23 protein-coding genes and 1 riboswitch are annotated in these 25881 nt (G+C 72.0%); of the genes, 13 read left to right on the top strand and 10 right to left on the bottom strand.

Features of this window, described 5'->3' with window-relative positions; translation table 11 throughout:
• Positions 1 to 78: 78 nt before the first annotated feature.
• The 7 genes from mutL to ACFFGY_RS20785 form a co-directional block, all read right to left on the bottom strand.
• On the bottom strand, positions 79 to 2175 hold the full coding sequence (gene mutL / locus ACFFGY_RS20755) for a DNA mismatch repair endonuclease MutL (RefSeq protein ID WP_377046444.1): 2097 nt from the start codon (positions 2173 to 2175) through the stop codon (positions 79 to 81).
• Between the two features lie 271 nt (positions 2176 to 2446).
• Positions 2447 to 3250 (bottom strand): dienelactone hydrolase family protein, encoded by an 804-nt coding sequence (locus ACFFGY_RS20760; RefSeq protein ID WP_377046445.1) that lies wholly within the window; start codon positions 3248 to 3250, stop codon positions 2447 to 2449.
• 27 nt (positions 3251 to 3277) lie between these two features.
• Positions 3278 to 4174, bottom strand: coding sequence for an NAD(P)H-hydrate dehydratase (locus tag ACFFGY_RS20765; protein WP_377046446.1), 897 nt, complete (start codon positions 4172 to 4174; stop codon positions 3278 to 3280).
• A gap of 24 nt (positions 4175 to 4198) precedes the next feature.
• Complete coding sequence (locus ACFFGY_RS20770) at positions 4199 to 4954, bottom strand: histidine phosphatase family protein (RefSeq protein ID WP_377046447.1); 756 nt, start codon at positions 4952 to 4954, stop codon at positions 4199 to 4201.
• 144 nt (positions 4955 to 5098) lie between these two features.
• A complete protein-coding gene (locus ACFFGY_RS20775; protein WP_377046448.1) occupies positions 5099 to 5824 on the bottom strand; it encodes a CbtA family protein in 726 nt (241 codons plus the stop codon).
• An 8-nt stretch (positions 5825 to 5832) separates the two neighbouring features.
• Positions 5833 to 6027 carry a CbtB domain-containing protein gene (locus ACFFGY_RS20780; RefSeq protein ID WP_377046449.1) on the bottom strand — a complete coding sequence of 65 codons (195 nt, stop codon included), beginning with the start codon at positions 6025 to 6027 and terminating at the stop codon, positions 5833 to 5835.
• A 36-nt stretch (positions 6028 to 6063) separates the two neighbouring features.
• A riboswitch (cobalamin riboswitch) is annotated at positions 6064 to 6282 on the bottom strand.
• Positions 6283 to 6451: 169 nt separating this feature from the next.
• Positions 6452 to 7618: an amidohydrolase/deacetylase family metallohydrolase gene (locus tag ACFFGY_RS20785; protein WP_377046450.1), complete on the bottom strand. Its 1167-nt coding sequence runs from the start codon at positions 7616 to 7618 to the stop codon at positions 6452 to 6454.
• A gap of 236 nt (positions 7619 to 7854) precedes the next feature.
• Between ACFFGY_RS20785 and ACFFGY_RS20790 the strand changes: the two genes are divergently transcribed.
• On the top strand, positions 7855 to 8850 hold the full coding sequence (locus tag ACFFGY_RS20790) for an alpha/beta hydrolase (protein ID WP_377046451.1): 996 nt from the start codon (positions 7855 to 7857) through the stop codon (positions 8848 to 8850).
• 215 nt (positions 8851 to 9065) lie between these two features.
• Here the strand turns inward: ACFFGY_RS20790 and pgi are convergent, their stop codons facing one another.
• The 3 genes from pgi to ACFFGY_RS20805 all read right to left on the bottom strand — a co-directional run bounded on the left by pgi (position 9066) and on the right by ACFFGY_RS20805 (position 13683).
• On the bottom strand, positions 9066 to 10667 hold the full coding sequence (gene pgi, locus ACFFGY_RS20795) for a glucose-6-phosphate isomerase (protein ID WP_377046452.1): 1602 nt from the start codon (positions 10665 to 10667) through the stop codon (positions 9066 to 9068).
• A gap of 320 nt (positions 10668 to 10987) precedes the next feature.
• Entirely contained in the window at positions 10988 to 12310 is a 1323-nt protein-coding gene (locus ACFFGY_RS20800) for a M16 family metallopeptidase (RefSeq protein ID WP_377046453.1), read from the bottom strand.
• Positions 12307 to 13683 carry a M16 family metallopeptidase gene (locus tag ACFFGY_RS20805; RefSeq protein WP_377046454.1) on the bottom strand — a complete coding sequence of 459 codons (1377 nt, stop codon included), beginning with the start codon at positions 13681 to 13683 and terminating at the stop codon, positions 12307 to 12309. The genes ACFFGY_RS20800 and ACFFGY_RS20805 overlap by 4 nt, the downstream gene beginning before the upstream one ends.
• A 646-nt stretch (positions 13684 to 14329) precedes the next feature.
• Between ACFFGY_RS20805 and ACFFGY_RS20810 the strand changes: the two genes are divergently transcribed.
• The 12 genes from ACFFGY_RS20810 (at position 14330) to sucD (ending at position 25825) form a co-directional block, all read left to right on the top strand.
• The gene (locus ACFFGY_RS20810) at positions 14330 to 15361 is read left to right on the top strand and encodes an aspartate-semialdehyde dehydrogenase (RefSeq protein ID WP_377046455.1); all 1032 of its coding nucleotides are present in this window, start codon (positions 14330 to 14332) and stop codon (positions 15359 to 15361) included.
• Between the two features lie 182 nt (positions 15362 to 15543).
• A complete protein-coding gene (locus tag ACFFGY_RS20815; RefSeq protein WP_377046456.1) occupies positions 15544 to 15819 on the top strand; it encodes a hypothetical protein in 276 nt (91 codons plus the stop codon).
• Between the two features lie 367 nt (positions 15820 to 16186).
• The gene (gene sdhC / locus ACFFGY_RS20820; RefSeq protein WP_377046457.1) at positions 16187 to 16636 is read left to right on the top strand and encodes a succinate dehydrogenase, cytochrome b556 subunit; all 450 of its coding nucleotides are present in this window, start codon (positions 16187 to 16189) and stop codon (positions 16634 to 16636) included.
• Between the two features lie 19 nt (positions 16637 to 16655).
• Positions 16656 to 17054, top strand: a complete 399-nt coding sequence (gene sdhD, locus ACFFGY_RS20825; RefSeq protein ID WP_377046458.1) for a succinate dehydrogenase, hydrophobic membrane anchor protein — start codon at positions 16656 to 16658, stop codon at positions 17052 to 17054.
• 197 nt (positions 17055 to 17251) lie between these two features.
• Complete coding sequence (sdhA, locus tag ACFFGY_RS20830; protein WP_377046459.1) at positions 17252 to 19066, top strand: succinate dehydrogenase flavoprotein subunit; 1815 nt, start codon at positions 17252 to 17254, stop codon at positions 19064 to 19066.
• Between the two features lie 13 nt (positions 19067 to 19079).
• Positions 19080 to 19862: a succinate dehydrogenase iron-sulfur subunit gene (locus ACFFGY_RS20835; RefSeq protein WP_377046460.1), complete on the top strand. Its 783-nt coding sequence runs from the start codon at positions 19080 to 19082 to the stop codon at positions 19860 to 19862.
• Between the two features lie 125 nt (positions 19863 to 19987).
• Positions 19988 to 20233 (top strand): DUF2171 domain-containing protein, encoded by a 246-nt coding sequence (locus ACFFGY_RS20840; protein WP_377046461.1) that lies wholly within the window; start codon positions 19988 to 19990, stop codon positions 20231 to 20233.
• 261 nt (positions 20234 to 20494) lie between these two features.
• A complete protein-coding gene (gene zapE / locus ACFFGY_RS20845; protein WP_377046462.1) occupies positions 20495 to 21694 on the top strand; it encodes a cell division protein ZapE in 1200 nt (399 codons plus the stop codon).
• An 11-nt stretch (positions 21695 to 21705) separates the two neighbouring features.
• Positions 21706 to 22317, top strand: coding sequence for a hypothetical protein (locus tag ACFFGY_RS20850; protein WP_377046463.1), 612 nt, complete (start codon positions 21706 to 21708; stop codon positions 22315 to 22317).
• A 404-nt stretch (positions 22318 to 22721) separates the two neighbouring features.
• Positions 22722 to 23675 (top strand): malate dehydrogenase, encoded by a 954-nt coding sequence (gene mdh, locus ACFFGY_RS20855; RefSeq protein WP_377046464.1) that lies wholly within the window; start codon positions 22722 to 22724, stop codon positions 23673 to 23675.
• A 61-nt stretch (positions 23676 to 23736) separates the two neighbouring features.
• Positions 23737 to 24930, top strand: a complete 1194-nt coding sequence (sucC, locus tag ACFFGY_RS20860; protein WP_377046465.1) for an ADP-forming succinate--CoA ligase subunit beta — start codon at positions 23737 to 23739, stop codon at positions 24928 to 24930.
• A 4-nt stretch (positions 24931 to 24934) separates the two neighbouring features.
• Positions 24935 to 25825, top strand: coding sequence for a succinate--CoA ligase subunit alpha (gene sucD, locus ACFFGY_RS20865; protein WP_377046466.1), 891 nt, complete (start codon positions 24935 to 24937; stop codon positions 25823 to 25825).
• The last annotated feature ends 56 nt before the right edge of the window (positions 25826 to 25881 follow it).

Genomic DNA, 25881 nt, shown 5'->3' on the forward strand with positions numbered 1-25881 from the left:
CGGCGGAAGCATCCCGCGAAGCATGCCGGCGGCAAGCATCCGCGCGCCGCCGTCGCGGCGGCCTCCAACGCCGCCGGTTCAGCGGCGGCCGAACAGGCGCTCCAGCTCCGCCTTGCCGAAGCGCAGGAAGGTGGGGCGGCCGTGCGAGCAGGTGGCGGCGCGCGGCGTCGCTTCCATGGCGCGCAGCAGCGCCGTCATCTCGGCGCCGTTGAGGCGCCGGCCCGCGCGGACGCTGCCGTGGCAGGCCAGGCGCGCGACCGCGGCGTCGAGGCGTGCTTCCAGCGCTTCCGTGCCGCGCCATTCCGCCAACCCATCAGCCAGGTCATTGAGCAGCGGCGCCGGTTCCGGCGCGCCGAGCAGGGCTGGCAGCGCGCGTACCATCACCGCGCCGGCGCCGAAGCCCTCGATCTCCAGCCCCAGCCGCGCAAGGTCCTCCGCATGGTCGAGCAGGCGGGCGGCGCGGGCGGGGGTCATGTCCACCACGGCCGGCAAGAGCAGCGGCTGCGCCCGCACGCCGCCGGCGACCAGCTGCGCGTGGAGCCGTTCCTGCGTCAGCCGCTCATGCGCCGCGTGCTGGTCCACCAGCACCAGCGCGCCGTCGGGCGCCTCGGCCACGAGGTAGGTGTCCAGCAGCTGCGCCACGGGGCGGCCGAGCGGGCCGTCCTCCGCCAGCGGGGCACCGTCGGCCGGGAGCCAGGCTGCCGTATCGGCGCCCGCCGCGTCCGCGCCGGTTCCGTCGGGACCGGCGTCCCGGCCTGCCGCGGCCGGGGTGGTGCCGTCCGGCCTTGCCCCGTTCGCGGGGGTTCCGGCAGCGTCCGCCCCGGGCGGGGCCGCCGCTTCCCGTCCCGCGCCGGTCCAGCCGCCGCGCTCCGGCGCATCGCCGTCCCAGGCTCCGGCACCCGTGCCGGGCGCGGCGTGCCGGCCGGGCTCCGTGTCCCAGCCGCTTCCACCGTGCCCGCTTCCGCTTCGACCGGTGGCGTCGCGGCCCGGCGCGGGCGGCGGGGCGAAGCGGAAGGGGGTGGGGGCGAAGCGCAGGTTCCCCTGTTCCGGCAGCGTCGGGCTGCGCGGCCCGGCCTCGGCGAAGCCCTGCGTCGGGGCGGGGGGCGGGGCGGGTGTGGTGCCGCCGCCCCAGCCGCGCACCATGTCGCGCAGGCCGCCGCGCAGCCCGGTCTCGCCCGCCTCGCCCGTTGCCGCGGCGCCGATGCCCAGCGCGCGGCGCAGCGCCACGATCACCGCGCCGCGCACGGCGGAGGGTTCGCGGAAGCGCAGCTCGGCCTTCATCGGGTGGACGTTGACGTCCACGGTGGTGGGCTCGACCTCGAGGAACAGGGCGGCCACGGGGTGGCGGCCGGACACCATCACGTCGCGATAGGCGGCGCGCAGCGCGGCCTTGAGCACCGGGTCGCGCACCGGGCGGCGGTTGACCACGAGGTGCTGCTCGTTGGCGGTGGCGCGCGACAGGGTGGCGGGGCCGGCCAGGCCGCTGAGGCGCAGGTCGTCCCAGGCGCCCGAGACCGGGATGGCCCCGGCGGCGAAGTCCCGGCCCAGGATGGCGGCGACGCGGCCCTCGCGCGTGTCGGGCGGAAGGTCGAGCACGGTGCGGCCCTCGACCTCCACCCGGAAGCCGGTGTCGGGCCAGGCCACCGCCAGGCGGCGCACGGCCTCGGCCGCCGCCTCGGCCTCGGTGCGCGGCTGGCGCAGGAACTTGCGGCGGGCGGGGGTGGCGAAGAACAGGTCGCGCACCTCGACGCGGGTGCCGGGCGCGCCGCTGGCGGGTTCGACCTCGCCCTTGCGGCCGCCCTCGACGGTGAGGCGATGGGCGGTGCCGTCGGCGGTGCGGGAGGTGATGGCCAGCCGCGCCACAGCGCCGATCGAGGGCAGCGCCTCGCCCCGGAAGCCCAGCGTGGCGATCCGGGTCAGCGTGTCCTCGTCGGGCAGTTTGGAGGTGGCGTGGCGCTCGACGCAGAGCGCGAGGTCGTCGGGGCCCATGCCGGCGCCGTCATCTTCCACCAGGAGGCGGTCGATGCCGCCGCCCTCGACGGTGACGCTGATGCGCCGCGCCCCGGCGTCGAGGGCGTTCTCCACCAGTTCCTTCACCGCGGCCGCCGGGCGCTCCACCACCTCGCCGGCCGCGATGCGGTCGGCCGTGACGGCGGGAAGGAGACGGATCGGCATGCAACGAGAGATAGGCGGTGGCGGGGGCGGCGTCACGGGGTGGCGGCTGTTCGGGAGTTTTGACGGGCCTGGCCAGCGGTCGTGGATGGGATCGAGGGTCCGTCCTCGATCCATGGGCGGGTCCTGGCCGCGGCGCTGCCGCCTTTCTCCGGAAGGGGGCAGGGAAGGGGAAGCGGCCAACCCTGATCGGGACTGCGGAAAAGGTGCCGGGTGGTGTTTGGCGGCTTTTCGGGGTGACCTTCCGGGGCGACAAAGGTCGGCCTTTCTGCCGCTACCCGAGAGTGCGGCCGAAAAAGGCGAGCATCTCCTTCCAGCCATGTTCGGCGGCCGCCTCGTCGTAAACAGGGAAATCCGGCTTCATCCAGCCATGCGCCGCGGGATAGGTTTCGGCGCGGTAGCGCACATGCGCCGCGTCCAGCGCCTGCTCGAACCGTTCGGCCATCGCGGGCGGATAGCTGCCGTCGTTCTCGGCGGCGGCGACGTAGAGTTCGGCCTTCAGCCTGGGCGCGTAGCCATGCGGACTGTCGCTCGCGTCGGTCGCGAGGTTGCCGCCGTGGAAGCTGGCGACGGCGGCGAAGCGATCCGGCCAGGTGCCCGCCGCCGCGATCGCCATGCCGCCGCCCATGCAAAAGCCGACCGCGCCGAGCTTCTTGCCCTGCGCGTCGCCGCGCGCGTCGAGACAGGCGAGGAACGCCCGCGTGTCCTCGGCGGCCTTCGCATTGCCCGTCGTCGCCATCAGCGGGCCGAGAATGGCGCGCACGTCGCCCGCCAGCACTGCCTTGGGATCGAAGGGACCGTAGGGGCCGTAGCGGTAGAAGAGGTCTGGCAGCAGCACGACGTAGCCGGCCTCCGACAGCCGCTCGGCCATGGCCAGCGCGGCGGGCCGGATACCGCCTGCATCCATGTAGAAGATGATCGCCGGGCCGCGGCGGCCGGCGCCGGGCGTGAACAGGTGCGCGGGGCATTCGCCGTCCGCGGTGGCGATGGTGATCTGCTCGTGCGGCATGACGGTGCTGGGACCCTCGCAACATGGGCGGAACTGGCAGCCATAGCCCAGGACCTCCGCCGCGGTCACGATCGCCGGTCAGGTTCGTGACACGCCCTACTGCGTGCCGGGCGAGAGCCCCGCCATCAGCCGGGGGATCAGCGGCGGGAGCTCGCGTGCCAGGAAGCCCAGCGGGCCGCCCTGCGCTTCGCCCAGGCGATGGCCGGCCTCGCCGTGGAGGTAAACGCCCCAGAGCGCCGCCTGGGCCGGCGCCGCGCCGCGCGCCAGCAGCCCGCCGATCACCCCGGCCAGCACGTCGCCCGAGCCCGAGGTCGCCAGCCCGATCGAGCCGCCGCGAAAGATCCAGCCTTCTCCGTCGGGCGTGACGATGCGGGTGGTGGCGCCCTTCATGATCACCACCACGCCGAGTTCCTCGGCCGCGCGCCGGGCGGTGCCGAGCGGGTCCCCCTCCACGGCGGCCTTTTCCGTGCCCAGGAGGTTGGCCATCTCGCCCGCATGCGGCGTGATGATGGCCCGGCCGCCGTGCCGTTGCAGTGCGCGGCGCTGTTCGCGCAGGCCCGACATGGCGGCGGCGTCGATCACCAGGCCCGGGCTGCTCACCCGTTCCAGCAGGGTGCCGGTCAGCGCCGCGGCGGCCCCGGCCTCCACCATGCCGGGGCCGATCACCAGCGCGGCGCAGGTGTCGGCGCGCGCCGCCAGGGTTTCGGCCGCCGCGGGGTCGATGGCGCCGCCGGCGGTTTCGGGCAGGGCGATGGCGCGCGATTCCGGCACGGCCACCGCCAGCTGGGGCGCGACCGCGGCCCCCACCGCCAGCTGCAGCTTGCCCGCGCCGGCGCGCAGCGCGGCGGTGCCGGCGAGCAGCACGGCGCCCGGAACCTCGCGGCTGCCGCCCACCACCATGACGCGGCCGCGGCTTTCCTTGTCGCCGCTTTCCGGGCTGGGCAGCGGCATGGAGCGCAGCAGGGCGGGCGTGAGTTCGACCAGTTCGCTCATTGGGGGTCGCTCATCGGGGGTCGCTCATCGGGCGGCCACGTTGGCGTCGGGGGCGGTGGTCACGGGGGCCTGTTCCTCGCGCAGCGGGGCGGTGAAGTTGAAGCGCTCCAGCCGCATCCGCCCCAGCGCCGGGTCGAAGCGGTACTCGGTGACGGAGCAGTTCGCGACCTGCTCGGCCCGGTCGATGGCGAGCAGCTGTTCCTCATCCAGCTGTTCCAGGAGGTAGCGGAAGCAGAGCACGATCACCTGGTGGCACACGATCAAGACGCGCTGCCCCCCGTGATGGAGGCTGATCGTGTCGAGGGCGCTGCGCAGGCGCAGGATCACGTCGCACCAGCTCTCGCCCCCAGGCGGCCGGTGGTAGAACTTGCCGAGCAGGCGGCGGAACTCGGCCTGCTCGGGCTCGAGTTCCCGGATGCCGGCGAAGGTCAGCCGGTCGAGGATGCCGAACTCCTTTTCCCGCAGCCGCTCGTCCGGGGCGAGGTCGGGGGCCTCCCCCAGCAGGGCGCCGGCGCGGCGCAGCTGTGCCGCGGTCTGCCGCGCGCGGCGGTAGGGCGAGGTCAGCAGCACCTCCGGCCTTGCCTCGGGTGGTTGCGCCGCGAACCAGTGGCCCAGCGCCTCGGCCTGCTGCTCGCCCCGGGCGCTGAGCGGCACGTCGGCGTCGCGCTGCGCGAGGTCGATCCGGGCCAGGCCGGCCGCCTGCGCCGCGTCGCGCGCGACGTTGCCGGCACTTTCCCCGTGCCGCACGATCCACAGGCGCTCGGGCCAGTTCTGCCGCATCGCTCACCGCCGTTCCAAGAGGCCGTTCCAAGAGGCCATTCCGGGGGGCCTTCCTGGGGGCCCTTCCTGGGCAGCAACGCGGCAAGCGGCGGATTGTTGGCGGCGGGCGGGATCGGGGCGCTTCTCGGGCGCCCGGAACAGCTGTCAGGCCAGCGCCGCGCGCGGCCGGAAGCGGGCGTGCAGCGCGCCGAGCGCGAGGCCCAGCGTGGCCCAGAACAACAGGCTCACCACCATCACCTCGGTGACGAAGCGGTGGATCAGGGCTTCCGGCACGGCGGAGGTTTCCTCAGGCGCCAGCGGCGCGCCGTAGAGGTGCGGCAGCACCAGCAGGACCACGCCGAGCAGGGCCGGCAGCGGCCTGCGGCCGAGAAGAACCAGGCCTAGGCCCAGCGTGGTGAGGGCGGCGGTCGCCACCCACCAGAGCTGCCGCGCCGTGAGGTCCGCCACCGGCATCCCGGGGGGTTCCGGCGGCAGGCCGATCGAGGGCGCCAGGGTGAACACGGCGAAGCCCGCCAAGCCCCAGAGCAGGCCCTGCCGTCCGTCGACCGGCTGGCCGCGGAGGCTGATCGCGGCACCCAGCATCAGCGCGTAGGCGACGCCGGTGAGCACGTCCGCCAGCAGGGTGTAGAGCGTCCGCTCCAGCCCGTCCCGCGGCTCCCAGGCGGCCGCGTGGTCGTGGCCGGCCTCGGTTCCGGCGGCGGCGTGGTCATGCGGCGGTGCCGCGGCGGCGGGTTCGGCGGCCTGCTCGTAAACCTCGGCGGCCAGGATGGTGGGAACCGTGCTCAGCTGGTGCCCGGCCGTCGCGACGAGGCCGGCCATGAGGCCGGCCAGCACCGCGACGAGGAGGATGTGCCGGAGATGGGCGAACATCGCGCGTCTCAGTGGCAGGGGAAGCCGTTGGAATGGCGCGTGTCGTGCGCCGCGTTGTGCAGCCGATCGTTGTGGGCGAAGCCGACGCCCCAGAGCAGGAAGGCACCGAAGCACAGCATGATGAGGCTGGCGGCGCCGCGCGCGGCGGCGGAGGTCGCGGTGCCGGCACTGGCCGGGGCGGAAAGGGTCTGGGTGGGCGTCATGATGGGTCTCCGCCGGCGCACCCCGCGCCGGCCCGGAAGGTTGGCCATGCCCCGGCAGGTCTCCTGGCTCGCGGGTCATGGCCGATGCTCCTGTCTTCCCGGCACGAACCCGTGCCAGTGACCTGCCCGGAGGCAGACGGAGCAGCGGCGACCCGCCCACAGTTACGGGGGCAGCCACCGACTTGGCCCCGGGGCGGGGCCGCACGGTGTTCCCTTTTCACTCGCTCGCGCGAGACCGGTGCGCGGCCACCCTATCGCGCCGGCGCGGTTTCCAACAAGCGTCCGGGTCCAACAAGCGTCCGGGGCGGATTCTGCGGGCAGGGAACAGGCCGCCTTGTTGGCCGGCCCGCTTGCGCGCCGGCACGCCTTGCGGCGGCGGCGCAGGGTTTCCATCCCCCCGGGATGCATGCGCCGCCGCGGCCGTTCAGGCGGCCGCCTTGAAGGCCCGCCCGTCCTGCGGGTGCCACCACTGGCCGGCGATCACCACGCCCGCGGACTCGATGCGCTGGGTGCCCTGCAGCACCTCGCCCACCACGTCGGTGTAGCTGAACTGCCCGTCACGGATGCGCAGGATCGTGGCGTCGCCCGGGCTGCCGGGCTTCAGCGTGCCGAGCTCGGGCCGGTTCAGCGCGCGGGCGGCTTCCACGGTGGAGCGGGCGATCACCTCATCCAGCGGCATGCCCAGGCACAGGAACTTCGACAGCGTGGTGACCTGGTCGAAGGCCGGGCCGTTGATGCACAGCGCATGGACGTCGGAGGAGATGGTGTCGGGCGGAAAGCCGTTGGCCAGCATGGCGCGCGCCGTCTTGAAGGAGAACGAGCCCTGGCCGTGGCCGATGTCGAACAGGACGCCGCGCGCCCGGGCCGCCAGCACCGCCTGCTTCACCCGCCCCTGCGCCGTGACGGGGGCGTTGGGGAAGGGGCGGAAGCAATGGGTCAGGATGTCGCCGGGGCGCAGGCGGTCGATCACCTCCTCGTAGGACGGGGGCGGGTGGTCGATATGGGCCATCAGCGGCAGGCCTACCTCGTCGGCCACCTGCAGCGCGATGTCGAGCGGCGCGATGCCGGAGGTGCCCGAGGCGTGGCGGCCGACGCGCACCTTGATGCCCACCACCACGTCGCGGTTCTCGTCGGCGACCCGCACCGCGTCGACGGGGTTCATCAGCCGCATCTCCTCGCTCTCGCCCACCATGACGCGCTTGTCGAAGCCGTAGATGCCGGCGTGCGAGACGTGGAGGTAGGCCAGGATGCGCACCGCCGAGCGCTCGATCACGTGCCGGCGGAAGCCGCGGAAATTGCCGGGCCCGGCGGAGCCGGTGTCGACCGCGGTGGTGACGCCGCTGATGCGCGCGAAGTGCTCCGCATCGATGCCCAGCGAGGTGCCGCCGTCGTAGACGTGGGTGTGCAGGTCGATCAGCCCCGGCGTGACCACGTGGCCGGCGACGTCGCGGACATCGGTATGCGCCTCGGCCGCCAGCGCTGGGGCGACGCGCGCGACCTGCCCGTCCCGGAAGCCGACATCCATGATGCCGTCGATTCGCTGCGACGGGTCGATGACGCGGCCGCCGCGCAGGATGAGGTCGAAGGACATGGGCGAGGAACTCCCGGAAGCAGCGGCCGCGGGGAAACGGCGGCCGTCAGGCGGGCCTGGAGCCTAGAGCCCTTCGCCCGGGCTGCAAGATCGGGACGACGGGCGCCCGCGGGGGCGTCGCACGGCAACTCCTGTCGGGGGCTTCGCCCCTGCGGGTGGGGGGGTGCCGAAACCGCTTGGCAGGGCGCTGCCGGCGGTTCAGCATTGCCGCAACGAAACGTCCAGAGCACCACCCGATGACACAGCAGAGCCTGCTCGCGCGTCGCGGCCTGATCCAGGGCGCGGCCCTGGCGGCGGCCGCCACCACGGCCATCCCGCGCGCCATGGCCGCCGAACCCCCGCGCATCCTGGCCGAGGAGCGCTGGGCCCAGAAGGGCGAGGTCCGGCTCTACCTGTATCGCAAGCGCCTGGAAGGCGAGGAGCGCCGGCCGGTGCTGTTCCTGGTGCACGGCTCGTCCTTTTCGGGGCGGGGCGGCTTCGACCTGCAGGTGCCGGGCCACCCCGGCTATTCCTTCATGGACGAGTTCGCGGCGCTGGGCTTCGACGTCTGGACCGTGGACCACGAGAACTACGGCCGCTCCTCGCGCACCGGCAGCAACTCCGATGTCCGCTCCGGCGCGGCGGACCTCGCCGCGGTGTTCCCGGTGGTGGAGCAGGTGACCGGGACGCGGGCGCTGATGGTTTATGCCCAGTCCTCCGGCGCGCTGCGGGCGGGCGTCTACGCCATGGAAGCGCCGGACCGCTTCGACCGGCTGGTGCTCGACGCCTTCACCTATACCGGCGAGGGCGCGCCGGAGATCATGCGCCGGCGCGAGCAGGCGGCGACCTACCGCGCGCAGCCCTACCGGCCGATGAACCGCGACAGCTTCACCGGCATCTTCAGCCGCGACGATCCCTCGACCTTCGAGCCCGCCATGGCCCAGGCGCTGGCGGATTACGAGCTGGCGCTGGGCGACCGGGCGCCCAGCGGGACCTACCTCGACATGGCGGTGAACATGCCGCTGGTGGACCCGGCGCGGATCACCTGCCCGGTGCTGATGACGCGGGCGGCGACCGACGGCAACGCCACGGATGCGGAGCTGTTCGAGTTCTTCTCGAAGCTGCCGAACAAGGACCGGCAGTTCGCCATGATGCAGGGCGTGGCGCACATCGCCGTGCTCGGCATCAACCGGCACCGCATCTGGCACGTGATGCACGAGTTCTTCACCTACCCCGCGCTGCGCGTCGCGTAGCGGGCCGCCGCGCGACGGGGCTGGCCCGGCGGAGGCAGGTTCCCCGGCCCAGGTCGCCGCCCGCGCCGACCCGCCCCGGGCCGCTCTGCTCAGGCCGCCATGCCCAAGGCGTGCCGTTCAGGCCGCCCCGCCCGGGTCGCTCCGCCCAAGCCACCCCGTTCAGGCTGGCCCATCCAGGCCACCCCACCCAGGCCACCCCACCCAGGTCGTGCCGTTCAGGGCTGCGGCCAGAGGCTCCGAAGCTCGGCGATCAGCGCCGTCGTGGAGGGGTCGTGTTCCTGCGCCGCGCCGCCCGAGAGTTCCGGCAGGATCGCGGTGGCCAGCTGCTTGCCCAGCTCCACGCCCCACTGGTCGAAGGCGTTCACGTCCCAGATGGCGCCGAGGCAGAAGACCTTGTGCTCGTACAGGGCGACCAGCTGCCCCAGCGTGAAGGGCGAAAGCTCGGGGATCAGGATCGTGGTGCTCGGCCGGTCGCCGGGGAAGAGGCGATGGGGCAGGAGGTGCTCGATCGCCGCCTCCGACTTGCCGGCGGCCTGCATCTCGGCGCGCACCTCGGCGGCGTCGCGGCCGCGCAGCAGCGCCTCGGCCTGGGCCAGGCCGTTGGCCAGCAGCAGGCGGTGGCTGTCGGGGAAGCCGTGGTCGGGGCGGGCCACCAGCACGAAGTCCACCGGCACCGGCGTGGTGCCCTGGTGCAGCAGCTGCATGAAGGAGTGCTGGGCATTGGTGCCGGGCTCCCCGAACACCACCGGGCCGGTGCCGTGCTCGGCGGGCAGGCCCTCGACCGTCACGCGCTTGCCCAGCGACTCCATCTCGAGCTGCTGCAGGTGCGCCGGGAAGCGGGACAGGCGCTCGTCATAGGGCAGCACGGCGCGCGAGCGCAGGCCGAGGCCGTCGACGTGCCAGACCTCGGCCAGCGCCATCAGCAGCGGCAGGTTCTCGCGGTCGGGGGCGGCGAGGAAATGCTCGTCCATGGCGCGGGCGCCGGCCAGCAGCTGCTCGAACACCGGCCAGCCGCAGCTCAGCGCCACCGACAGCCCCACCGCGGACCACAGGCTGAAGCGGCCGCCCACCCAGTCCTTGAAGCCGAAGACCTGGTCCGCCGGCACGCCGAAGGCTGCCGTTGCCTTCTCGTTGGTGGACAGCGCCACGAGCTGCCGGTCCCCGGCCTCGCCCAGCGCGTCGCGCAGCCAGTGGCGCACGAGGTGGGCGTTGCTCATGGTTTCGGCGGTGGTGAAGGTCTTGGAAGCCACCAGCACCAGCGTGCGCGCGGGGTCGAGGGTGTGGCGCATCGCTTCCCAGGCATGGCCGTCGGCGTTGCTGAGCCAGTGGGCGCGCATCGGGCTGTCGTGCCGGTGCAGCGCGCGGGCCACCATCTGCGGGCCGAGGTCGGAGCCGCCGATGCCGATGTTCACCACGTCGGTGAAGCGCGCTTCCGCATGCACGCGTTCCGTGAAGCGCCGCATCGCGGCCAGCGTGTCGTGCACCGCGCCCGAGGCATCCTCGGCGCCGTCGCGGTAGCGGCCGGGCGCGCCGCGCAGCGCCATGTGCAGCACGGCGCGGTCCTCGGTGCTGTTGATGTGCGCGCCCGAGGCCATGGCGGCGCGCCGGCCGCCGAGGTCGCGCGCGGCGGCCAGCGCCAGCAGCGCGTCCAGCACCTCGTCGCTGAGTGACGTCTTGCTGAGGTCGAGCCGCAGCCCGTCGGCACGGAAGGTGAATCGCTCGGCGCGACGCGGGTCTGCGGCGAAGAGCGGGCGGATCGCCGCGGCCTCAGGGGCGCGGGCGAGCGTGGCGATGAGGCCCCAGGCATCCTGCGACATGCGAACCGTCTCTCCCGTGGCATCTTGCAGTCATGGGGGAGCGCGTCTCCCCCTCCTGCCACCTGAGCGCACGGTCGCGCCCGGCGTTGCACCGGGGATGCGGCGCGGGGCGCGCGACGTCAACAGTTCCGCCTGGGGTTTCCCCTGGGGGGGGTCCCCTGAAGGTTTCCCTGGGGGTTTCCCTTGGGGGGCCTCCCGTGGCGCGGCGTCGCGGCACGCCGCCGCGCGAGGAGGGGGGGGGCGACGCGGCGCCGGGGGCGGCGGCCGGTCGGGTCGGGGGCACGCGGCCGGCGGGGTTTGCGGCCGGCGCGCCCGGCCGGTCAGAGGCCCTGCGGCTTGCCCGCCACCACGGCGCCCAGGGCTTCGGGCTGCAGCAGGCGCTTCGACACCTCGGTCACCTTATCCTGCGTCAGCGCCGCGAGTCGCGCCGGGCGGCCGGCCAGCCAGTCCGGCGCGCGGTTGTTGCGGCGCTGGCTGAGCAGGATCGAGGCGGTGCGGCGGCTGTCGGTGAACTGCAGCGGCAGGCTGCCGGTGAGAAAGGCCACCGCGTCGCGCACCTCTTCCTCGCTCGGCCCTTCCGCCGCCATCCGCGCCCATTCGGCCCGCAGCACGGTCAGGGTTTCGGCGACGCGCGCGTTCTCGGTGGCGACCGAGCCCAGGATCAGCCCCTGCCGCGCCACGGTGTCGAGCCCGGCGCCGATGCCGTAGCTCAGGCCCCGCTTGACGCGGACCTCGGTCATCAGGCGCGACGAGAAGCCGCCGCCGGCCAGCACGCGCAGCACCACCTGCGCCGCTTCCCAGTCAGGGTCGCTCACCGCGAGGCCGGGCTGGCCGAAGATCACCGCGCATTGCGGCGCATCCACGGTCACCACCTGGGCGCCGCCGGTGGCCAGCGGCGGCAGGGCGAAGCGCGGCAGCGGCGGGGCCACGGGGGCGTCGCTGTCGGGCAGGGCGCCGAAAAGGTCGTCGAGGGCGCGGCCGAACTCCGCCTCGGTGATGGCGCCCGAGGCGGTGACCTGCAGGCCGGCGCGGCGCAGGTGGCGCGCGGCCGCGGCGCGGATCGCGTCGGCCGGCAGGGCGGCCAGGCTCTCGGCGGTGCCGCCGGGCGGGCGGGCATAGGGGCTGGCGGGGAAGCTGTTGGCCCAGAAGGCGCGGTTGGCCTGCCCGCGCGGGCCTTCCAGCGCCTGCCGCGCGCCGGCGATGGAGCGGGCGCGCACGCGCTCCACGGCCTCGGCGTCGAAGCGCGGCGCCGTCAGCGCGAGGCGGGCGAGGCGCACGGCCTCGGGCAGGGCGTCGCCCTCGGCGGTGCCGGGCGGGCTGCGCAACGCGCGGAAGCCGCCCTCGAAGCCGTCGCGGTCGCCATGGAAGGACAGGCCGATGCCGGCGTCGCGCAGCGCGTCTTGGAAGTCGGCTGCGTTGAGGTCGCCCGCGCCTTCGGTCAGCAGCGCGGCGGCCACCGCGGCGGCGCCCTCCTGCCCCTCGGGGTCGAGCGAGGCGCCGCCGTCCCAGCCCCAGGCCAGCGACACCACGGGCACCGAATGATCCTCGGCCAGCCAGGCGGAGATGCCGCCGGGCGAGCGGATCTCGCGGATCGGCAGGGTGAAGCCCGCGGGGGCGGGAGCTTGCGTCAACGTATCGCTCACGACGCGCTCACTCCTTCGGGCAGCAGCCAGCCGGTGATGGACGGGTTGCGCAGCACGGCGCGGGCGGCGGCGTTCACCTGATCCGCCGTGACGGCGCGGATGCGGGCGGGCCAGAACTCCACCACCTCCGGCCCGAGGCCGATCGACAGGACGTGGCCGAACATGCGGGGTGCGGCGCCCAAGCCGTCCAGCGCCAGCAGCGCGCCGGCGGTGACCTGGCGGATGGAGCGCGCGACCTCCAGCTCGGTGGCGCCGTTTTCCAGCAGCTTGGCGACCTCCGCCTCCAGCGCCGCTTCCAGCTTCGCCGGCGCCACGTCGCGGCGCGGAATGGCGTAGAGCACGAGGTTGCCGGCGCCGAGGTCGTCGCTGTCGTAGTAGCAGCCGGCCGACACGGCGAGGCCGCCTTCCACCAGCGCCTTATGGAGGCGCGAGCCAGGGCCGCCGCCGAAGAGGTGCGAGAAGACCTCCAGCGGCTCGGCCTGGGCCGTGTCGCCGGCCGTCAGCGTCGGCGCGATCCAGGAGCGCATGATCTGCGCTTCCTGCACCTGCGCGTCGTTGCGCACGAGGCGGTGTTCCAGCGGTGCCGCGGGGGGTGCGGCGCGGTCGCGGTGGTTGGCCTCGCGGGCGGGAACGCCGCCGTACTCGTCCTCGACCACGCGGCGCAGCTCGTCCTCGTGCACGGCGCCCGCCACCACCAGCACGGCGTTGCCCGGCGCGTACCAGCGGCTGTGGAAGTTCAGCAGGTCGTCGCGGGAGATGGCGCGGATGTCCTCCTCCCAGCCGATGATCGGGCGGCCGTGCCAGTGCTGCCGGCCCCACATCGCGGCGCCGTAGGCTTCCTGGAAGCGGGCGCGCGGGTTGGCGTCGGTGCGCTGGCGGCGCTCCTCCAGGATGACGTTGCGCTCCGGCTCAACCTCATCCGGAGGGAGCGCCACGGCGCGCAGGCGGTCGGCCTCCATGTGCGCCATCAGCTTCAGGCGCGAAGCCTCCACCGTCTGGTGGTAGGCGGTCACATCACGAGAGGTATAGGCGTTATCCTGCCCGCCCTCGCGCGCCACGCGCTGGTTGAACTCGCCCGAGGCCACGGACGGACTGCCCTTGAACATCATGTGCTCGAGGAAGTGCGCCGTGCCGGAACGCCCGGCCGGGTCGTCGCCCGCGCCCACGCCGTAATACAGGTAGTGCGCCACGACCGGGGCACGCCAGCTCTCGACATGCGCCACGCGCAGGCCGTTGGGCAGCCGCCAGAGGCCCGCGTTGAACAGGCGCTTCTCGGTGGCGGGAAGCCCGGCCGAAGGCTGCGCGCGCAGCGCCGGCGGGACGAGGGGGAGGCTGGCCGCGGTGGCGAGCGCGGCGCGTCGGGTCAGGGACATGTTGTGTGACAAGATGGGGCCGCATGAGCCATCACGCCAGCGTCGAGATGGGTGCGCAACGGTTTCGGTGTGTTTCCCTTCGTCCGGGTGTTCGGGCGTGGCGCTGTGTCAGGGGATGGCTCCGCCTTCCCCCGAACCCCCAGCCGCCAGGAACCTGAGGTTCCTGGACCTCCCGGGAGTTGGCGCCTCCGCGATCAGGCGCTTGCCCATCCCTCGGTCGGCTTGCGCCGGAGAGCCTGGCTCTCCGGCGACTGCGAGGGCAGCCCGCGCGGCCTGATAGATTCTTCTCCATGCCCTGCCTGAACACGCGCGTGGCCGGATCGGCACTGGGCACCCTCCTTACCGGCCTGGTTGGTCACCTGAACATGCGCACGGCTCCGCCCGAACACGCTTACCACCCGTACCACCCGATCAAACCGCAGCACCTGCGGTTACCAAGCGGCGCCAAACCCTCGGCGGGGTCTCGGGGTGGCCCTGCCACCCTGAGCGGAGAGGGCCCGGGAGAGGCAGCGCCTCTCCTGGCCACGGTATGACGGCTCGGCGGCGTCGGAGGCATGGCAGGGGACGGAGCGGGGCGGGGTTGCGCCGGCGGGGGGCGGGGACCTAAGTCCCGCCTCGCAACGGTTTTCGCAGGAAGAAACAGCTCATGGGCTTCAAGGTCGCGGTCGTCGGCGCCACCGGTGCGGTGGGGCGCGAGATGCTCAAGACGCTGTCCGAGCGCCAGTTCCCGGTGGATGAGGTCGTGGCGCTGGCCTCGGGCCGTTCCGCGGGCTCCCAGGTGTCCTTCGGCGAGGACAAGGTCCTGACCGTGCAGAGCCTGGACCGCTACGACTTCAAGGGCACCGACCTGGCGCTGTTCTCGCCCGGCGCCGCGATCTCGGCCGTTCACGCGCCGCGCGCGGCCGAGGCCGGTTGCGTGGTGATCGACAACACCTCGCAGTTCCGCATGGACCATGACGTGCCGCTGGTGGTGCCCGAGGTGAACCCGCAGGCGCTGAAGCAGTTCCGCAAGCGTCGCATCATCGCCAACCCGAACTGCTCGACCATTCAGATGGTGGTGGCGCTCAAGCCGCTGCACGCCCTGGCCAAGGCGACGCGGGTGGTGGTGTCGACCTATCAGTCGGTGTCGGGCGCGGGCAAGGAAGCGATGGATGAGCTGTTCAGCCAGACGCGCGGCATCTTCGTGAACGACGCGGCGACGCCGGAGCAGTTCACCAAGCCGATCGCCTTCAACTGCATCCCGCACATCGACAAGTTCATGGACGACGGCGCCACCAAGGAAGAGTGGAAGATGGCCGTCGAGACCCGCAAGATCCTCGATCCCGACATTAAGGTCTTCGCCACCGCCGTGCGCGTGCCGGTCTTCGTGGGCCATGGCGAGGCGGTGCATGTCGAGTTCGAGCGCCCGATCACCGTGGAAGAGGCCACCGAGGCGCTGCGCGAGGCGCCGGGCGTGGTGGTGCTCGACCGGCATGAGGATGGCGGCTACGTCACCCAGGTCGAGTGCGCCGGCGAGGACGCGGTCTACGTGTCGCGCATCCGCCGGGACCCGACGGTGGAGAACGGGCTGGCCTTCTGGTGCGTGGCCGACAACCTGCGCAAGGGCGCGGCGTTGAACGCGGTGCAGATCGCCGAGGAGATGGTCCGTCAGGGCCTGCTGATGCGCGAAGCGGCCTGAGGACGGCCCGCGAACCCGACCCGGTTCGTGGGCGGAGGGTTGGGGCTCCGGGGAGGCGGGCATCGTCCCGCCTTCCATGAAGGCGCCGTAATTTACCTCCGTTCCGTCCAGGCCCTGCCGCAAAGCTGCCCAGACTCGTGCCGAAGCTCGGCCCAGATCGGAAACGGTTGGAGGAGATGAGGATGCGTGGAGTTCTTCGGGCGGGTGCGGTTGGCCTGGCGCTTCTGGGCCTTGCGGCCTGCACCGACCCTTACAGCCCCGGGCAGCGGGCGCTGGGCGGCGGGTTGCTGGGTGCCGGCGGCGGCGCGGCAGTGGCGGGGCTGACCGGCGGCAATGCCGGCGAGGGTGCGCTGATCGGTGGCGCCATCGGCGCGATCGGCGGCGCGGTGACCACGCCGCAGCGGCCGTCCTACGGCTATGGCTACGGCCGTGGGCGCGGCTACGGCGGAGGCTGGTAAGGCCGTGTGATGGCGGGGGCGGGCCATTCCCGCCCCCTTTTTCGCAGCCGCAGCGGCGCCGTCCGGGCTTGCGAAACGCCATGGGAGCCCTGTGAGCAGCGCAGACGTGGGGTGCGTCCGCCCTAGTATTTGCGACAGACTCGCAAGAAATCGGCGGGCGTGACGCTGTTCTCCTTGTTTCGGCGGAAGTCAGCACGAGAAAGCGTGCGAGTCGCGGCGCAGTCGGCGCCCGGCGAATTTTGTGCAGTGCGTTGACGCTGCCGGAAACTGTAACCTAAAAGGCAGGCCGTAGAACACGCGGGCCGTCGCCCGCCCGGTCCACAGCCGGGCCCAGGCACTGCCGACCCGCCACCACGGGGAACAGATCATGGCAGCCGGGCACGACGCACGCGAGGCGATGTTCAACGGCCAGCGTTCCGACGGCAGCCACGTCCGGCGTCCGATTTCGCCGCACCTGCAATCCTACGACATGCTGCAGATGACGAGTGCGCTCTCGATCTCGCACCGCATCACCGGCGTCGCCTGGACCGTGGGCCTCATCTACATGGTGTGGTGGCTGGCCGCCGCGGCCTCGGGCCCGCGCGCCTTCGGCTGGGTGCAGTGGTTCAGCGGTTCCTTCCTGGGCGTGATCGTGCTGGCCGGGCTGACCGTGGTGGCCTGGTTCCACACGCTGAACGGCATCCGCCACCTCGTGTGGGATTACGGCCGCGGCTACGACATTCCCGCGACCTATCGCAGCGGTCGCATGGTGCTGATCGGCACCGCGGTGCTGACCGTCGTCACCTGGATCGTCGCCCTCGTGGCGTGGCTCCGCTGAAGCGCAAGGGCGACCGAGCATGAAGACGCAAGAACAATACGTCACCCGCCTCCAGAGCCCGCTCGGCCGCGTCCGCGGCCTGGGCTCGGCCAAGGGTGGCACGCACCACTGGTGGATGCAGCGGGTGTCCTCGCTGGCGCTGCTGCCGCTGACGCTGTGGTTCACCTACGGCGTGGCGACGCTGGCCGGCGCGCCCTACGAGCGGGTGATCTCCTGGATCGCGCAGCCCTTCCACGCGGTGCTGCTGCTGCTGTTCATCGGCATCGGCTTCCAGCACACGGCCTCGGGCCTGCAGGTGGTGATCGAGGACTACGTGCGGCCCGAGAGCAAGCGCAAGGCCTACAACCTGCTGCAGAAGGCGGTCTGCACCGTGCTGGCGCTCTATGCCGCGCTGGCGGTCCTGCGCATCGCGGTTTGAGCATGCCGGCGTTTCGCCGCCGCACCGCCGCGCGGTGCTGGTGAAACGCCGGACAGACACCATTTCCCTTGGGCGGGGCCGCTGCGGGCGGTTCCTTCCAGACATCAAGGTGCCGGGCGGCCCCGGGGCGGGTGGGACAGGTGATCCCGCCGCATCCCCACTGACCGCGCGGACCGGCTTCGGACGAGGCGGTTGAGATGAACGCGATCAGCAAGCCGGGTATCGGCGGCGCGGCCTACCGGGTGGTGGACCATACCTATGACGTGGTGGTGGTGGGGGCCGGCGGCGCCGGGCTGCGCTCCACCTTCGGCATGGGCGCCGCGGGCCTCAAGGTGGCCTGCATCACCAAGGTTTTCCCGACCCGCTCGCACACGGTGGCGGCGCAGGGCGGCGTGGGCGCCTCGCTCGGCAACATGGGCGAGGACGACTGGCGCTGGCACATGTACGACACCGTGAAGGGGTCGGACTGGCTGGGTGACCAGGACGCCATCGAGTACATGTGCCGCGAGGCCGTGCCCGCGATCATCGAGCTCGAGCACTACGGCGTGCCCTTCTCGCGCACCGAGGACGGCAAGATCTATCAGCGGCCCTTCGGCGGCCACATGCAGAACTACGGCAAGACGCCGGCCATGCGCGCCTGCGCCGCGGCCGACCGCACCGGCCACGCCATCCTGCACACGCTGTACCAGCAGTCGCTGAAGCACAACTGCGAGTTCTTCGTGGAGTACTTCGCGCTCGACCTCATCATGGAGGAAGGCGCCTGCCGCGGCGTGATGGCCTGGAACCTCGAGGACGGCACGATCCACCGCTTCCGGGCGCAGACCGTGGTGCTGGCCACCGGCGGCTACGGCCGCGCCTACTTCTCCTGCACCTCGGCCCATACCTGCACCGGCGACGGCGGCGGCATGGCGCTGCGCGCCGGCCTGCCGATGCAGGACATGGAGTTCGTGCAGTTCCACCCGACCGGCATCTACGGCTCGGGCTGCCTCGTGACCGAGGGCGCGCGCGGCGAGGGTGGCTACCTCACCAACTCCGAGGGTGAGCGCTTCATGGAGCGCTACGCCCCGACGGCCAAGGACCTGGCGTCCCGCGACGTGGTCAGCCGCGCCATGTCGATGGAGATCCGCGAGGGCCGCGGCGTCGGCCCGCAGAAGGATCACATCCACCTGCACCTGGAGCACCTGGGCGCGGATCTGCTGCACGAGCGCCTGCCGGGCATTTCCGAGACGGCGAAGATCTTCGCCGGCGTGGACGTGACCAAGGAGCCGATCCCGATGCTCCCCACCGTGCACTACAACATGGGCGGCATCCCCACGAACATCCATTGCGAGGTCCTGCGCCCCACGGCCGACGACCAGGACGCGGTGGTGCCGGGCCTGATGGCGGTGGGCGAGGCGGCCTGCGTGTCGGTGCACGGCGCCAACCGCCTGGGCACCAACTCGCTGCTCGACCTCGTGGTGTTCGGGCGCGCCGCGGCGCACCGGGCGGCCGAAACGATCAAGCCGGGCGCGGCGCAGGCCCCGCTGGCGGCCGATGCGGGCGACGCGGCGCTGTCGCGCCTCGACCATGTCCGCTACGCCAAGGGCGACACCACCACCGCCGAGCTGCGCGCCAAGCTGCAGCGCACCATGCAGGACCACGCGGCGGTGTTCCGCACCGCCGAGAGCCTGAAGGAAGGCGTGGAGAAGATGGAGAAGGTCTGGACCGGCCTTCCCGACCTGCGCGTCACCGACCGCTCGCTGATCTGGAACAGCGACCTGGCCGAGGCGCTGGAGCTGCACAACCTGATGGGCAACGCGATGTGCACCATGGTGGGCGCCGAGGCCCGCCACGAGAGCCGCGGTGCCCACGCGCACGAGGACTACCCCGAGCGCGACGACCAGAACTGGATGAAGCACACGCTGGCCACCTGCACCGAAACGGGCAAGGTCGAGCTGAGCTACCGCGACGTGAAGATGCGCACCCTGACCAACGAGGTCTCGGTCTTCCCGCCCAAGCCGCGCGTGTACTGAGGAGCGAGGACCGATGGCCACTTTCCAGCTGCCGAAGAACAGCAAGGTCTCAGTCGGCAAGACCTATCCGGCCGAGGCGGGGGCGAAGGACGTCCGTTCCTTCAAGATCTACCGCTGGGACCCGGACACGGGCGAGAACCCGCGCTACGACACCTACGAGGTCGATCTCGACAAGTGCGGGCCGATGGTCCTGGACGCGCTGATCAAGATCAAGAACGAGGTCGACCAGACGCTCACCTTCCGGCGGTCCTGCCGCGAGGGTATCTGCGGCTCCTGCTCGATGAACATCGACGGGCTGAACACGCTCGCCTGCCTCAAGCCCATCGAGGACGTGAAGGGCGACGTGAAGATCAACCCGCTGCCGCACATGCCGGTGGTGAAGGATCTGGTGCCCGACCTGTCGCAGCTCTACGCGCAGCTGCGCTCGATCGAGCCCTGGCTGAAGGCCGACACCCCGCCACCGCCCGATAGCGAGCGCCTCCAGTCGAAGGAGGAGCGCGCCAAGCTCGACGGGCTGTGGGAGTGCATCCTGTGCTTCTGCTGCTCCACCGCCTGCCCGAGCTACTGGTGGAACGGCGATCGCTACCTCGGCCCGGCCGTGCTGCTGCAGGCCTATCGCTGGATCGCCGACTCGCGCGACGAGCACACCGGCGAGCGTCTGGACCAGCTGCAGGACCCGTTCCGCCTGTACCGCTGCCACACCATCATGAACTGCGCCCGGACCTGCCCGAAGGGGCTGAACCCGGCCGCGGCGATCGGCCAGATCAAGCTGGACCTGGTGGACCGCGAGGGCTGACGGTTCGCCCCCGGCACCGGGGGCTGACGGTTTCGACGGATGCGGCCCGCCCTTCACGGGGCGGGCCGCATCCCGTTCGGGGCCTTGGGCGTTCCTGTTCTCAGCTGAACGAGGACGAGGTCGCCATGGCCGATACCACCCTGATCCGCGACAACATGCCCGTGGTGGACTGCAACGGCGTGCCGCTCGGCACGGTGGGCGGGCTGGATGCCGGCCGGCTGCGGCTGGCGGTCGCCGGCGGCAGGATGTGCGAGATCGCGCTGGCCGACGTGTCGCTGGTGGATGACGACAAGGTCACGCTGCAGACCACCCGCGACGAGACGATGGCACTGATGCGCAGCGGTGAGGGACGGGACCACACCGAGGCCTGAGGGCGGACGAGGTCGCCGGAAGGGCCGCCCGGCCAGACGTGGCGGAGGTTTGGGGGAGGCGGTGCCGGAGCGGACGGTTCCCTGCCCGGCGGCGGCGAGCGTGCCCTGACCTGACGGAAACCGCACGCGGCCCCGGCCGTCAGGTGGAGCGGTGACGCGGGGGTGACGCCCCGCTCCGGCCATGCCGGGGCGGCGTGGCGGCCACCCGTAACCATTCACGCAGTTGCGAGCGGGGTCGCGGAGGGCTACCAACCCCTCGCGATGGACGGTTCTCTTTCGGGGCAGGCAGTGGCGGGGCAAGGCGGCACGAGCGCGGCCGGGCCGCTTGCGGCCTATCGCGCGCGCGTCGCGGCGGGCACCCTGCGCGAGGACCCGGCCCAGGAGGACGCGGCCCGTCGCCTCCAGGAGCTGTGGCAGCGCACCCGCGGCTACGTGGCGCACCGCGCCCCGGCACCCGCCGCCGGAGGCGGGCTGATCGGCCGGCTGTTCGGCCGCCGCCCCGCCGCGGCCGCCACGACGCAGGCGCCGACCGGCCTTTACCTCGTGGGCGAGGTGGGGCGGGGCAAGTCCATGCTGATGGACCTGTTCTTCGAAACGGCCGAGGTGGAGCGCAAGCGCCGCATCCACTTCCACCAGTTCATGCAGGACTGCCACCGCAGCATCCACCAGTGGAAGCAGGCGAACCCGGGCGCCGACGACCCTATCCCGCCGCTGGCCGACACGATCGTGGAAACCGCGTCGCTGCTGTGCTTCGACGAGTTCCAGGTCCACGACATCACCGACGCCATGATCCTGGGCCGCCTTTTCGCGGCGCTGTTCGAGCGCGGCGTGGTGGTGGTGGCGACCTCCAACACCGCGCCGGACGACCTGTTCAAGGGCCGGCCCGGGCGCGACGCCTTTCTGCCCTTCATCGCGCTGATCAAGGCGCGCACCGAGCTGCTGGTGCTGGACAGCCGCCAGGATTACCGCCGCGACCGGGTGCGGGGCCTGCCGACCTGGCACCAGCCCGACGACGCCCGCGCCGAGCGCGCGCTGGACGCCGCCTTCCGGGAACTGACCGGGCGCGATCATGGCGAGCCGGTGAAGCTGCTGGTGCTGGGGCGCGAGGTGGTGATCCCGCAAGCGGTGGGCGAGGTCGGGCGCGCGGGCTTCGACGAGCTTTGCGGCTCCTTCCTGGGGCCGGCCGACTTCCTGGCCATCGCGGCGCGCTTCCACACGCTGATCCTCGATGGCGTGCCGCGGCTGGGGCCGGAGAACTTCGACCGCGCCCGCCGCTTCGTGACCCTGATCGACGCCCTGTACGAGCACCGCTGCAAGCTGGTGGCGAGTGCCGCGGCGACGCCCGACACCCTCTATGAGCGGGGCGAGAACGCGCACATGTTCCAGCGCACCGCGTCCCGCCTCATGGAGATGCAGAGCCAGGACTACCTGGCGCTGCCGCACATCACCCAAGACGCATGAAGGGGGAAAACATGCGCCTGAGAACTCTGTTAGCACTCGCGGGCCTTCTGCTGGCGGTGGGTTTCGGCGTTGGGGACGCCGAGGCCGCGCGCCGGGGCGAAGGAGCCCATACGACCAACAGCCGCACGGTCTCCGTCGGCCGGGCCGGCGCCAAGGCGGTGGTGGCGACGCGGGCGCGCACCGCCCGGCCTGCCGCCGCGCAGGTGGCCACGGCCGGCCGCCACGCGGGCGCCGCGACGCGGCAAAGGATGGTGGTCAGCCGTGGCGCCGCACCGCGTCGCGTGGCCACCGCCGCGCGCGGGATGGCGCGCACGCGTACGGTGATGGCCGCGACCGGCCGCAAGGGCGGCCACGCCACCCGCACCGTGGCCAGCCGGATGCAGATGAACCGCAGCGAGATGCGCGCCGTGGCCTCCAACACCTGCCTGCGCCGCGACGCGCGGGGGCGCTGCACCGGCGCGCGGCTGGCGGGCTTCGTGCCCTCGGCTCAGGCGGCGCAGCCGCGTCGGACCTGGCATTCCGGCCTGCCGGACGTCGATGCCGAGCAGATGGCCTGCCCGGAAGGCACGCTGGCGACGCTGGCGCGCGGGCATACCGACACGATCCGCTGCATGCCGCTCTGAGGCGAGTCGGCCGGGCCGGAAGGCTATGAGACCCGGCTGAGCGCGGGGTCGATACAAGGGGAGCGTCGCGGGGTGGGGACCCGGCGGCGCTCTTTCCTTATCCGGGGCGGGCGTTACTCGGGGCGGGTCTTATCCTGGACGGGCTTCGCCCTGGCCATCGGCGATGGCGAAGGGCTCCGGCACCGCGCAGGGTCCGGGCGCGGACGGAGGCTGGAGCGACCGGGGCGCGGGGTTTAAGCCCCTCCTGCACAGCGGGGCAGGCATGACCTGATCCATACAATGCTGCATCTGCGTAAAGGAGGCGCTTCGGGGCGGCATGGGCGCCTTGCCGGGCGGGTGCTGCGGGTCTAAGGGGTCGGGCGGCCTTCTGGTACCCCCACGATCCTTTTTCCCAAGGAACTCCCATGGCCCGCAACAAGATCGCCCTGATCGGCGCCGGAAATATCGGCGGCACGCTCGCTCACCTCATCGGCCTCAAGGAACTTGGCGACGTCGTCATGTTCGACGTCTTCGGTGGCGTGGCGGCGGGCAAGGCGCTGGACATCATGCAGTCCAGCCCCGTTGACGGCTTCGACAGCGCCATGTCGGGCGGCTCCGACTACGCGGCCATCGCGGGCGCGGACGTCGTCATCGTCACCGCCGGCTTCCCCCGCATGCCGGGCATGAGCCGCGACGACCTGCTCACCAAGAACGCCGGCGTGATGGGCCAGGTGGCCGAGGGCATCAAGCAGTACGCCCCGGACGCCTTCGTGATCTGCATCACCAACCCGCTGGACGTCATGGTCTGGGCGCTGCAGCAGAAGTCCGGCCTGCCGGCGAACAAGGTGGTCGGCATGGCCGGCGTGCTGGACAGCGCCCGCTTCCGCCTGTTCCTGGCCGAGGAGTTCAAGGTTTCGGTCGAGGACGTGACGGCCTTCGTGCTGGGCGGCCACGGCGACACCATGGTGCCGCTGACCCGCTACTCCACGGTGGCCGGCATTCCCGTGCCCGACCTGATCAAGATGGGCTGGACCACGCAGGAGCGCATCGACGCGATCGTGCACCGCACCGCCAATGGCGGCGGCGAGATCGTGAAGCTGCTGGAGAAGGGCTCGGCCTTCTACGCCCCGGCCGCCTCCGCCGTGGCGATGGCCGAGAGCTACCTGAAGGACAAGAAGCGCGTCCTGCCCTGCGCCGTGATGCTGAACGGCGAGTACGGGCAGAACGAGTTCTACGTCGGCGTGCCGGTGGTGATCGGTGCCGGCGGCGTCGAGAAGATCGTCGAGGTCGAGTTCCTGCCCGAGGAGAAGGCGGCCTTCGACAAGTCCTGCGACGCGGTGAAGAAGCTCGTCGAGGATTTCAAGAAGCTCGGCGTTTGAAGTTAAGAGGGCCGGGTGGCACACACCCGGCCCTTTCCCTTTCAAGGAAAGTGGAACACGCATGAATATCCATGAGTATCAGGGCAAGGAGCTGCTGAAGCGCTACGGCGTTGCGGTGCTCGACGGCTACGTCGCCAAGACCCCGGAAGAGGCCGAGGCCGCGGCGAAGAAGCTGCCGGGCCCCGTGGTGGTGGTGAAGTCGCAGATCCACGCCGGTGGCCGCGGCGCCGGCCGCTTCACCGACGATCCGAACGGCAAGGGCGGCGTGCGCGTCGTGAAGCCCGAGGCCGCCAAGGAAGCGGCGGCCGCCATGATCGGCCACACGCTGGTGACCAAGCAGACCGGCCCTGAGGGCAAGGTGGTCAATCAGGTCTACGTCGAGGCCGGCTGCGACATCAAGCGCGAGCTGTACCTGTCGCTCTTGGTGGACCGCGAAACCTCGCGCATCACCATCATGGCCTCCACCGAGGGCGGCATGGAGATCGAGGAGGTGGCCGAGAACCACCCCGAGAAGATCCTGAAGGTCGCGGTGGACCCGGCGTCGGGCATTTCCGGCTGGCACGCGCGTGAGCTCGCCTTCGGCCTGGGCCTCGAGGGCAAGCAGGTCGGCGTGTTCACCAAGTTCGTGACCGCGATGTACGAGGCCTTCACCAAGCTCGACATGGCGATCGTCGAGATCAACCCGCTGGTGGTGACCGGCGCGGGCGAGATCGTGGCGCTGGATGCCAAGGTCAGCTTCGACGACAACGCGCTGTTCCGCCACAAGGACCTCGAGGCGCTCCGTGACGACACGGAGATGGACCCCAAGGAGCTCGACGCGGTCAAGAACGACCTGAACTACGTCGCGCTGGACGGCGAGATCGGCTGCATGGTGAACGGCGCGGGTCTCGCGATGGCCACCATGGACATCATCAAGCTCTACGGCTCCTCGCCCGCGAACTTCCTCGACGTGGGCGGCACCGCGACTGCCGAGCGCGTGACGGAAGCCTTCCGGATCATCACCTCGGACAGCAACGTCAAGGGCATCCTGGTCAACATCTTCGGCGGCATCGCCAAGTGCGACATGATCGCCAGCGGCGTGATCGAGGCGGCCAAGAACCTGACGCTCAAGGTGCCGCTGGTGGTGCGCCTCGAGGGCACCAACGTGGAACAGGGCAAGAAGCTCCTGGCCGAATCGGGGCTGGCGATCATCCCCGCGGATAACCTGGCCGACGCCGCCCAGAAGGTCGTCGATGCCGTGAAGAAGGCGGCCTGACGCCATGGCTATTCTCGTCGACAAGCACACCAAGGTCATGACCCAGGGCTTCACCGGAGCCCAGGGAACCTTCCACGCCCAGCAGGGCATCGCCTACGGCACCAACTACGTGGGCGGCGTGACGCCGGGCAAGGGCGGGCAGACGCACCTCGACCTGCCGGTGTTCAACACGGTTGCCGAGTGCGTGGAGCGGACCGGCGCCGATGCCTCGGTCATCTACGTGCCGCCGCCGTTCGCGGCCGACTCGATCCTCGAGGCGATCGACGCCGAGGTGCCGCTGATCATCTGCATCACCGAGGGCATCCCGGTGCTGGACATGGTCAAGGTCAAGCGCGCGCTGTCGGGCTCCAAGTCCCGCCTGATCGGGCCGAACTGCCCGGGCGTGATCACGCCGGAAGCCTGCAAGATCGGCATCATGCCGGGCCACATCCACAAGCGCGGCTCGGTGGGCGTGGTGTCGCGCTCGGGCACCCTGACCTACGAGGCGGTGGCGCAGACCACGGCGGCCGGCCTGGGCCAGAGCACCTGCGTCGGCATCGGCGGCGACCCGGTCAAGGGCACCGACTTCATCGACGTGCTGGAGCTCTTCCTCAAGGACGACGAGACCAAGCAGATCGTGATGATCGGCGAGATCGGCGGCCAGAGCGAGATCCTGGCGGCCGAGTTCCTGGGCCGCGAGAACAAGCCCGGCAGCGCCAACTACAAGCCCGTGGTCGGCTTCATCGCCGGCGTGACCGCCCCTCCGGGCCGTCGCATGGGCCATGCCGGTGCCGTGATCTCGGGCGGCAAGGACACGGCGGAGGCCAAGATGGACGCGATGCGTTCGGCGGGCATCCACGTGGCCGACAGCCCGGCGGCGCTGGGCTCCACCATGACCAAGGCCGTCAAGGGCTGACCGGTCCCGGGCCGGGCAGGGGCGGGGAAACCCGCCCCCCGCCCGGCCGCCCCGCG

It is taken from the genome of Roseomonas elaeocarpi (genome assembly GCF_042433915.1).
Classification (GTDB): Bacteria; Pseudomonadota; Alphaproteobacteria; order Acetobacterales; family Acetobacteraceae; genus Roseomonas; species Roseomonas elaeocarpi.

Bases quoted from the DNA above. Each gene is read 5' to 3' on its own strand.
- zapE (WP_377046462.1), top strand. From the start codon at position 20,495: ATGGACGGTTCTCTTTCGGGGCAGGCAGTGGCGGGGCAAGGCGGCACG.
- sdhA (WP_377046459.1), top strand. From the start codon at position 17,252: ATGAACGCGATCAGCAAGCCGGGTATCGGCGGCGCGGCCTACCGGGTG.
- ACFFGY_RS20810 (WP_377046455.1), top strand. From the start codon at position 14,330: ATGGGCTTCAAGGTCGCGGTCGTCGGCGCCACCGGTGCGGTGGGGCGC.
- ACFFGY_RS20805 (WP_377046454.1), bottom strand. From the start codon at position 13,683: ATGTCCCTGACCCGACGCGCCGCGCTCGCCACCGCGGCCAGCCTCCCC.
- mdh (WP_377046464.1), top strand. From the start codon at position 22,722: ATGGCCCGCAACAAGATCGCCCTGATCGGCGCCGGAAATATCGGCGGC.
- sucD (WP_377046466.1), top strand. From the start codon at position 24,935: ATGGCTATTCTCGTCGACAAGCACACCAAGGTCATGACCCAGGGCTTC.
- ACFFGY_RS20780 (WP_377046449.1), bottom strand. From the start codon at position 6,027: ATGACGCCCACCCAGACCCTTTCCGCCCCGGCCAGTGCCGGCACCGCG.
- ACFFGY_RS20765 (WP_377046446.1), bottom strand. From the start codon at position 4,174: ATGAGCGAACTGGTCGAACTCACGCCCGCCCTGCTGCGCTCCATGCCG.
- ACFFGY_RS20790 (WP_377046451.1), top strand. From the start codon at position 7,855: ATGACACAGCAGAGCCTGCTCGCGCGTCGCGGCCTGATCCAGGGCGCG.
- sdhD (WP_377046458.1), top strand. From the start codon at position 16,656: ATGAAGACGCAAGAACAATACGTCACCCGCCTCCAGAGCCCGCTCGGC.
- mutL (WP_377046444.1), bottom strand. From the start codon at position 2,175: ATGCCGATCCGTCTCCTTCCCGCCGTCACGGCCGACCGCATCGCGGCC.
- ACFFGY_RS20840 (WP_377046461.1), top strand. From the start codon at position 19,988: ATGGCCGATACCACCCTGATCCGCGACAACATGCCCGTGGTGGACTGC.
- ACFFGY_RS20835 (WP_377046460.1), top strand. From the start codon at position 19,080: ATGGCCACTTTCCAGCTGCCGAAGAACAGCAAGGTCTCAGTCGGCAAG.
- sdhC (WP_377046457.1), top strand. From the start codon at position 16,187: ATGGCAGCCGGGCACGACGCACGCGAGGCGATGTTCAACGGCCAGCGT.
- ACFFGY_RS20815 (WP_377046456.1), top strand. From the start codon at position 15,544: ATGCGTGGAGTTCTTCGGGCGGGTGCGGTTGGCCTGGCGCTTCTGGGC.
- ACFFGY_RS20850 (WP_377046463.1), top strand. From the start codon at position 21,706: ATGCGCCTGAGAACTCTGTTAGCACTCGCGGGCCTTCTGCTGGCGGTG.
- ACFFGY_RS20775 (WP_377046448.1), bottom strand. From the start codon at position 5,824: ATGTTCGCCCATCTCCGGCACATCCTCCTCGTCGCGGTGCTGGCCGGC.
- ACFFGY_RS20785 (WP_377046450.1), bottom strand. From the start codon at position 7,618: ATGTCCTTCGACCTCATCCTGCGCGGCGGCCGCGTCATCGACCCGTCG.
- pgi (WP_377046452.1), bottom strand. From the start codon at position 10,667: ATGTCGCAGGATGCCTGGGGCCTCATCGCCACGCTCGCCCGCGCCCCT.
- ACFFGY_RS20770 (WP_377046447.1), bottom strand. From the start codon at position 4,954: ATGCGGCAGAACTGGCCCGAGCGCCTGTGGATCGTGCGGCACGGGGAA.
- sucC (WP_377046465.1), top strand. From the start codon at position 23,737: ATGAATATCCATGAGTATCAGGGCAAGGAGCTGCTGAAGCGCTACGGC.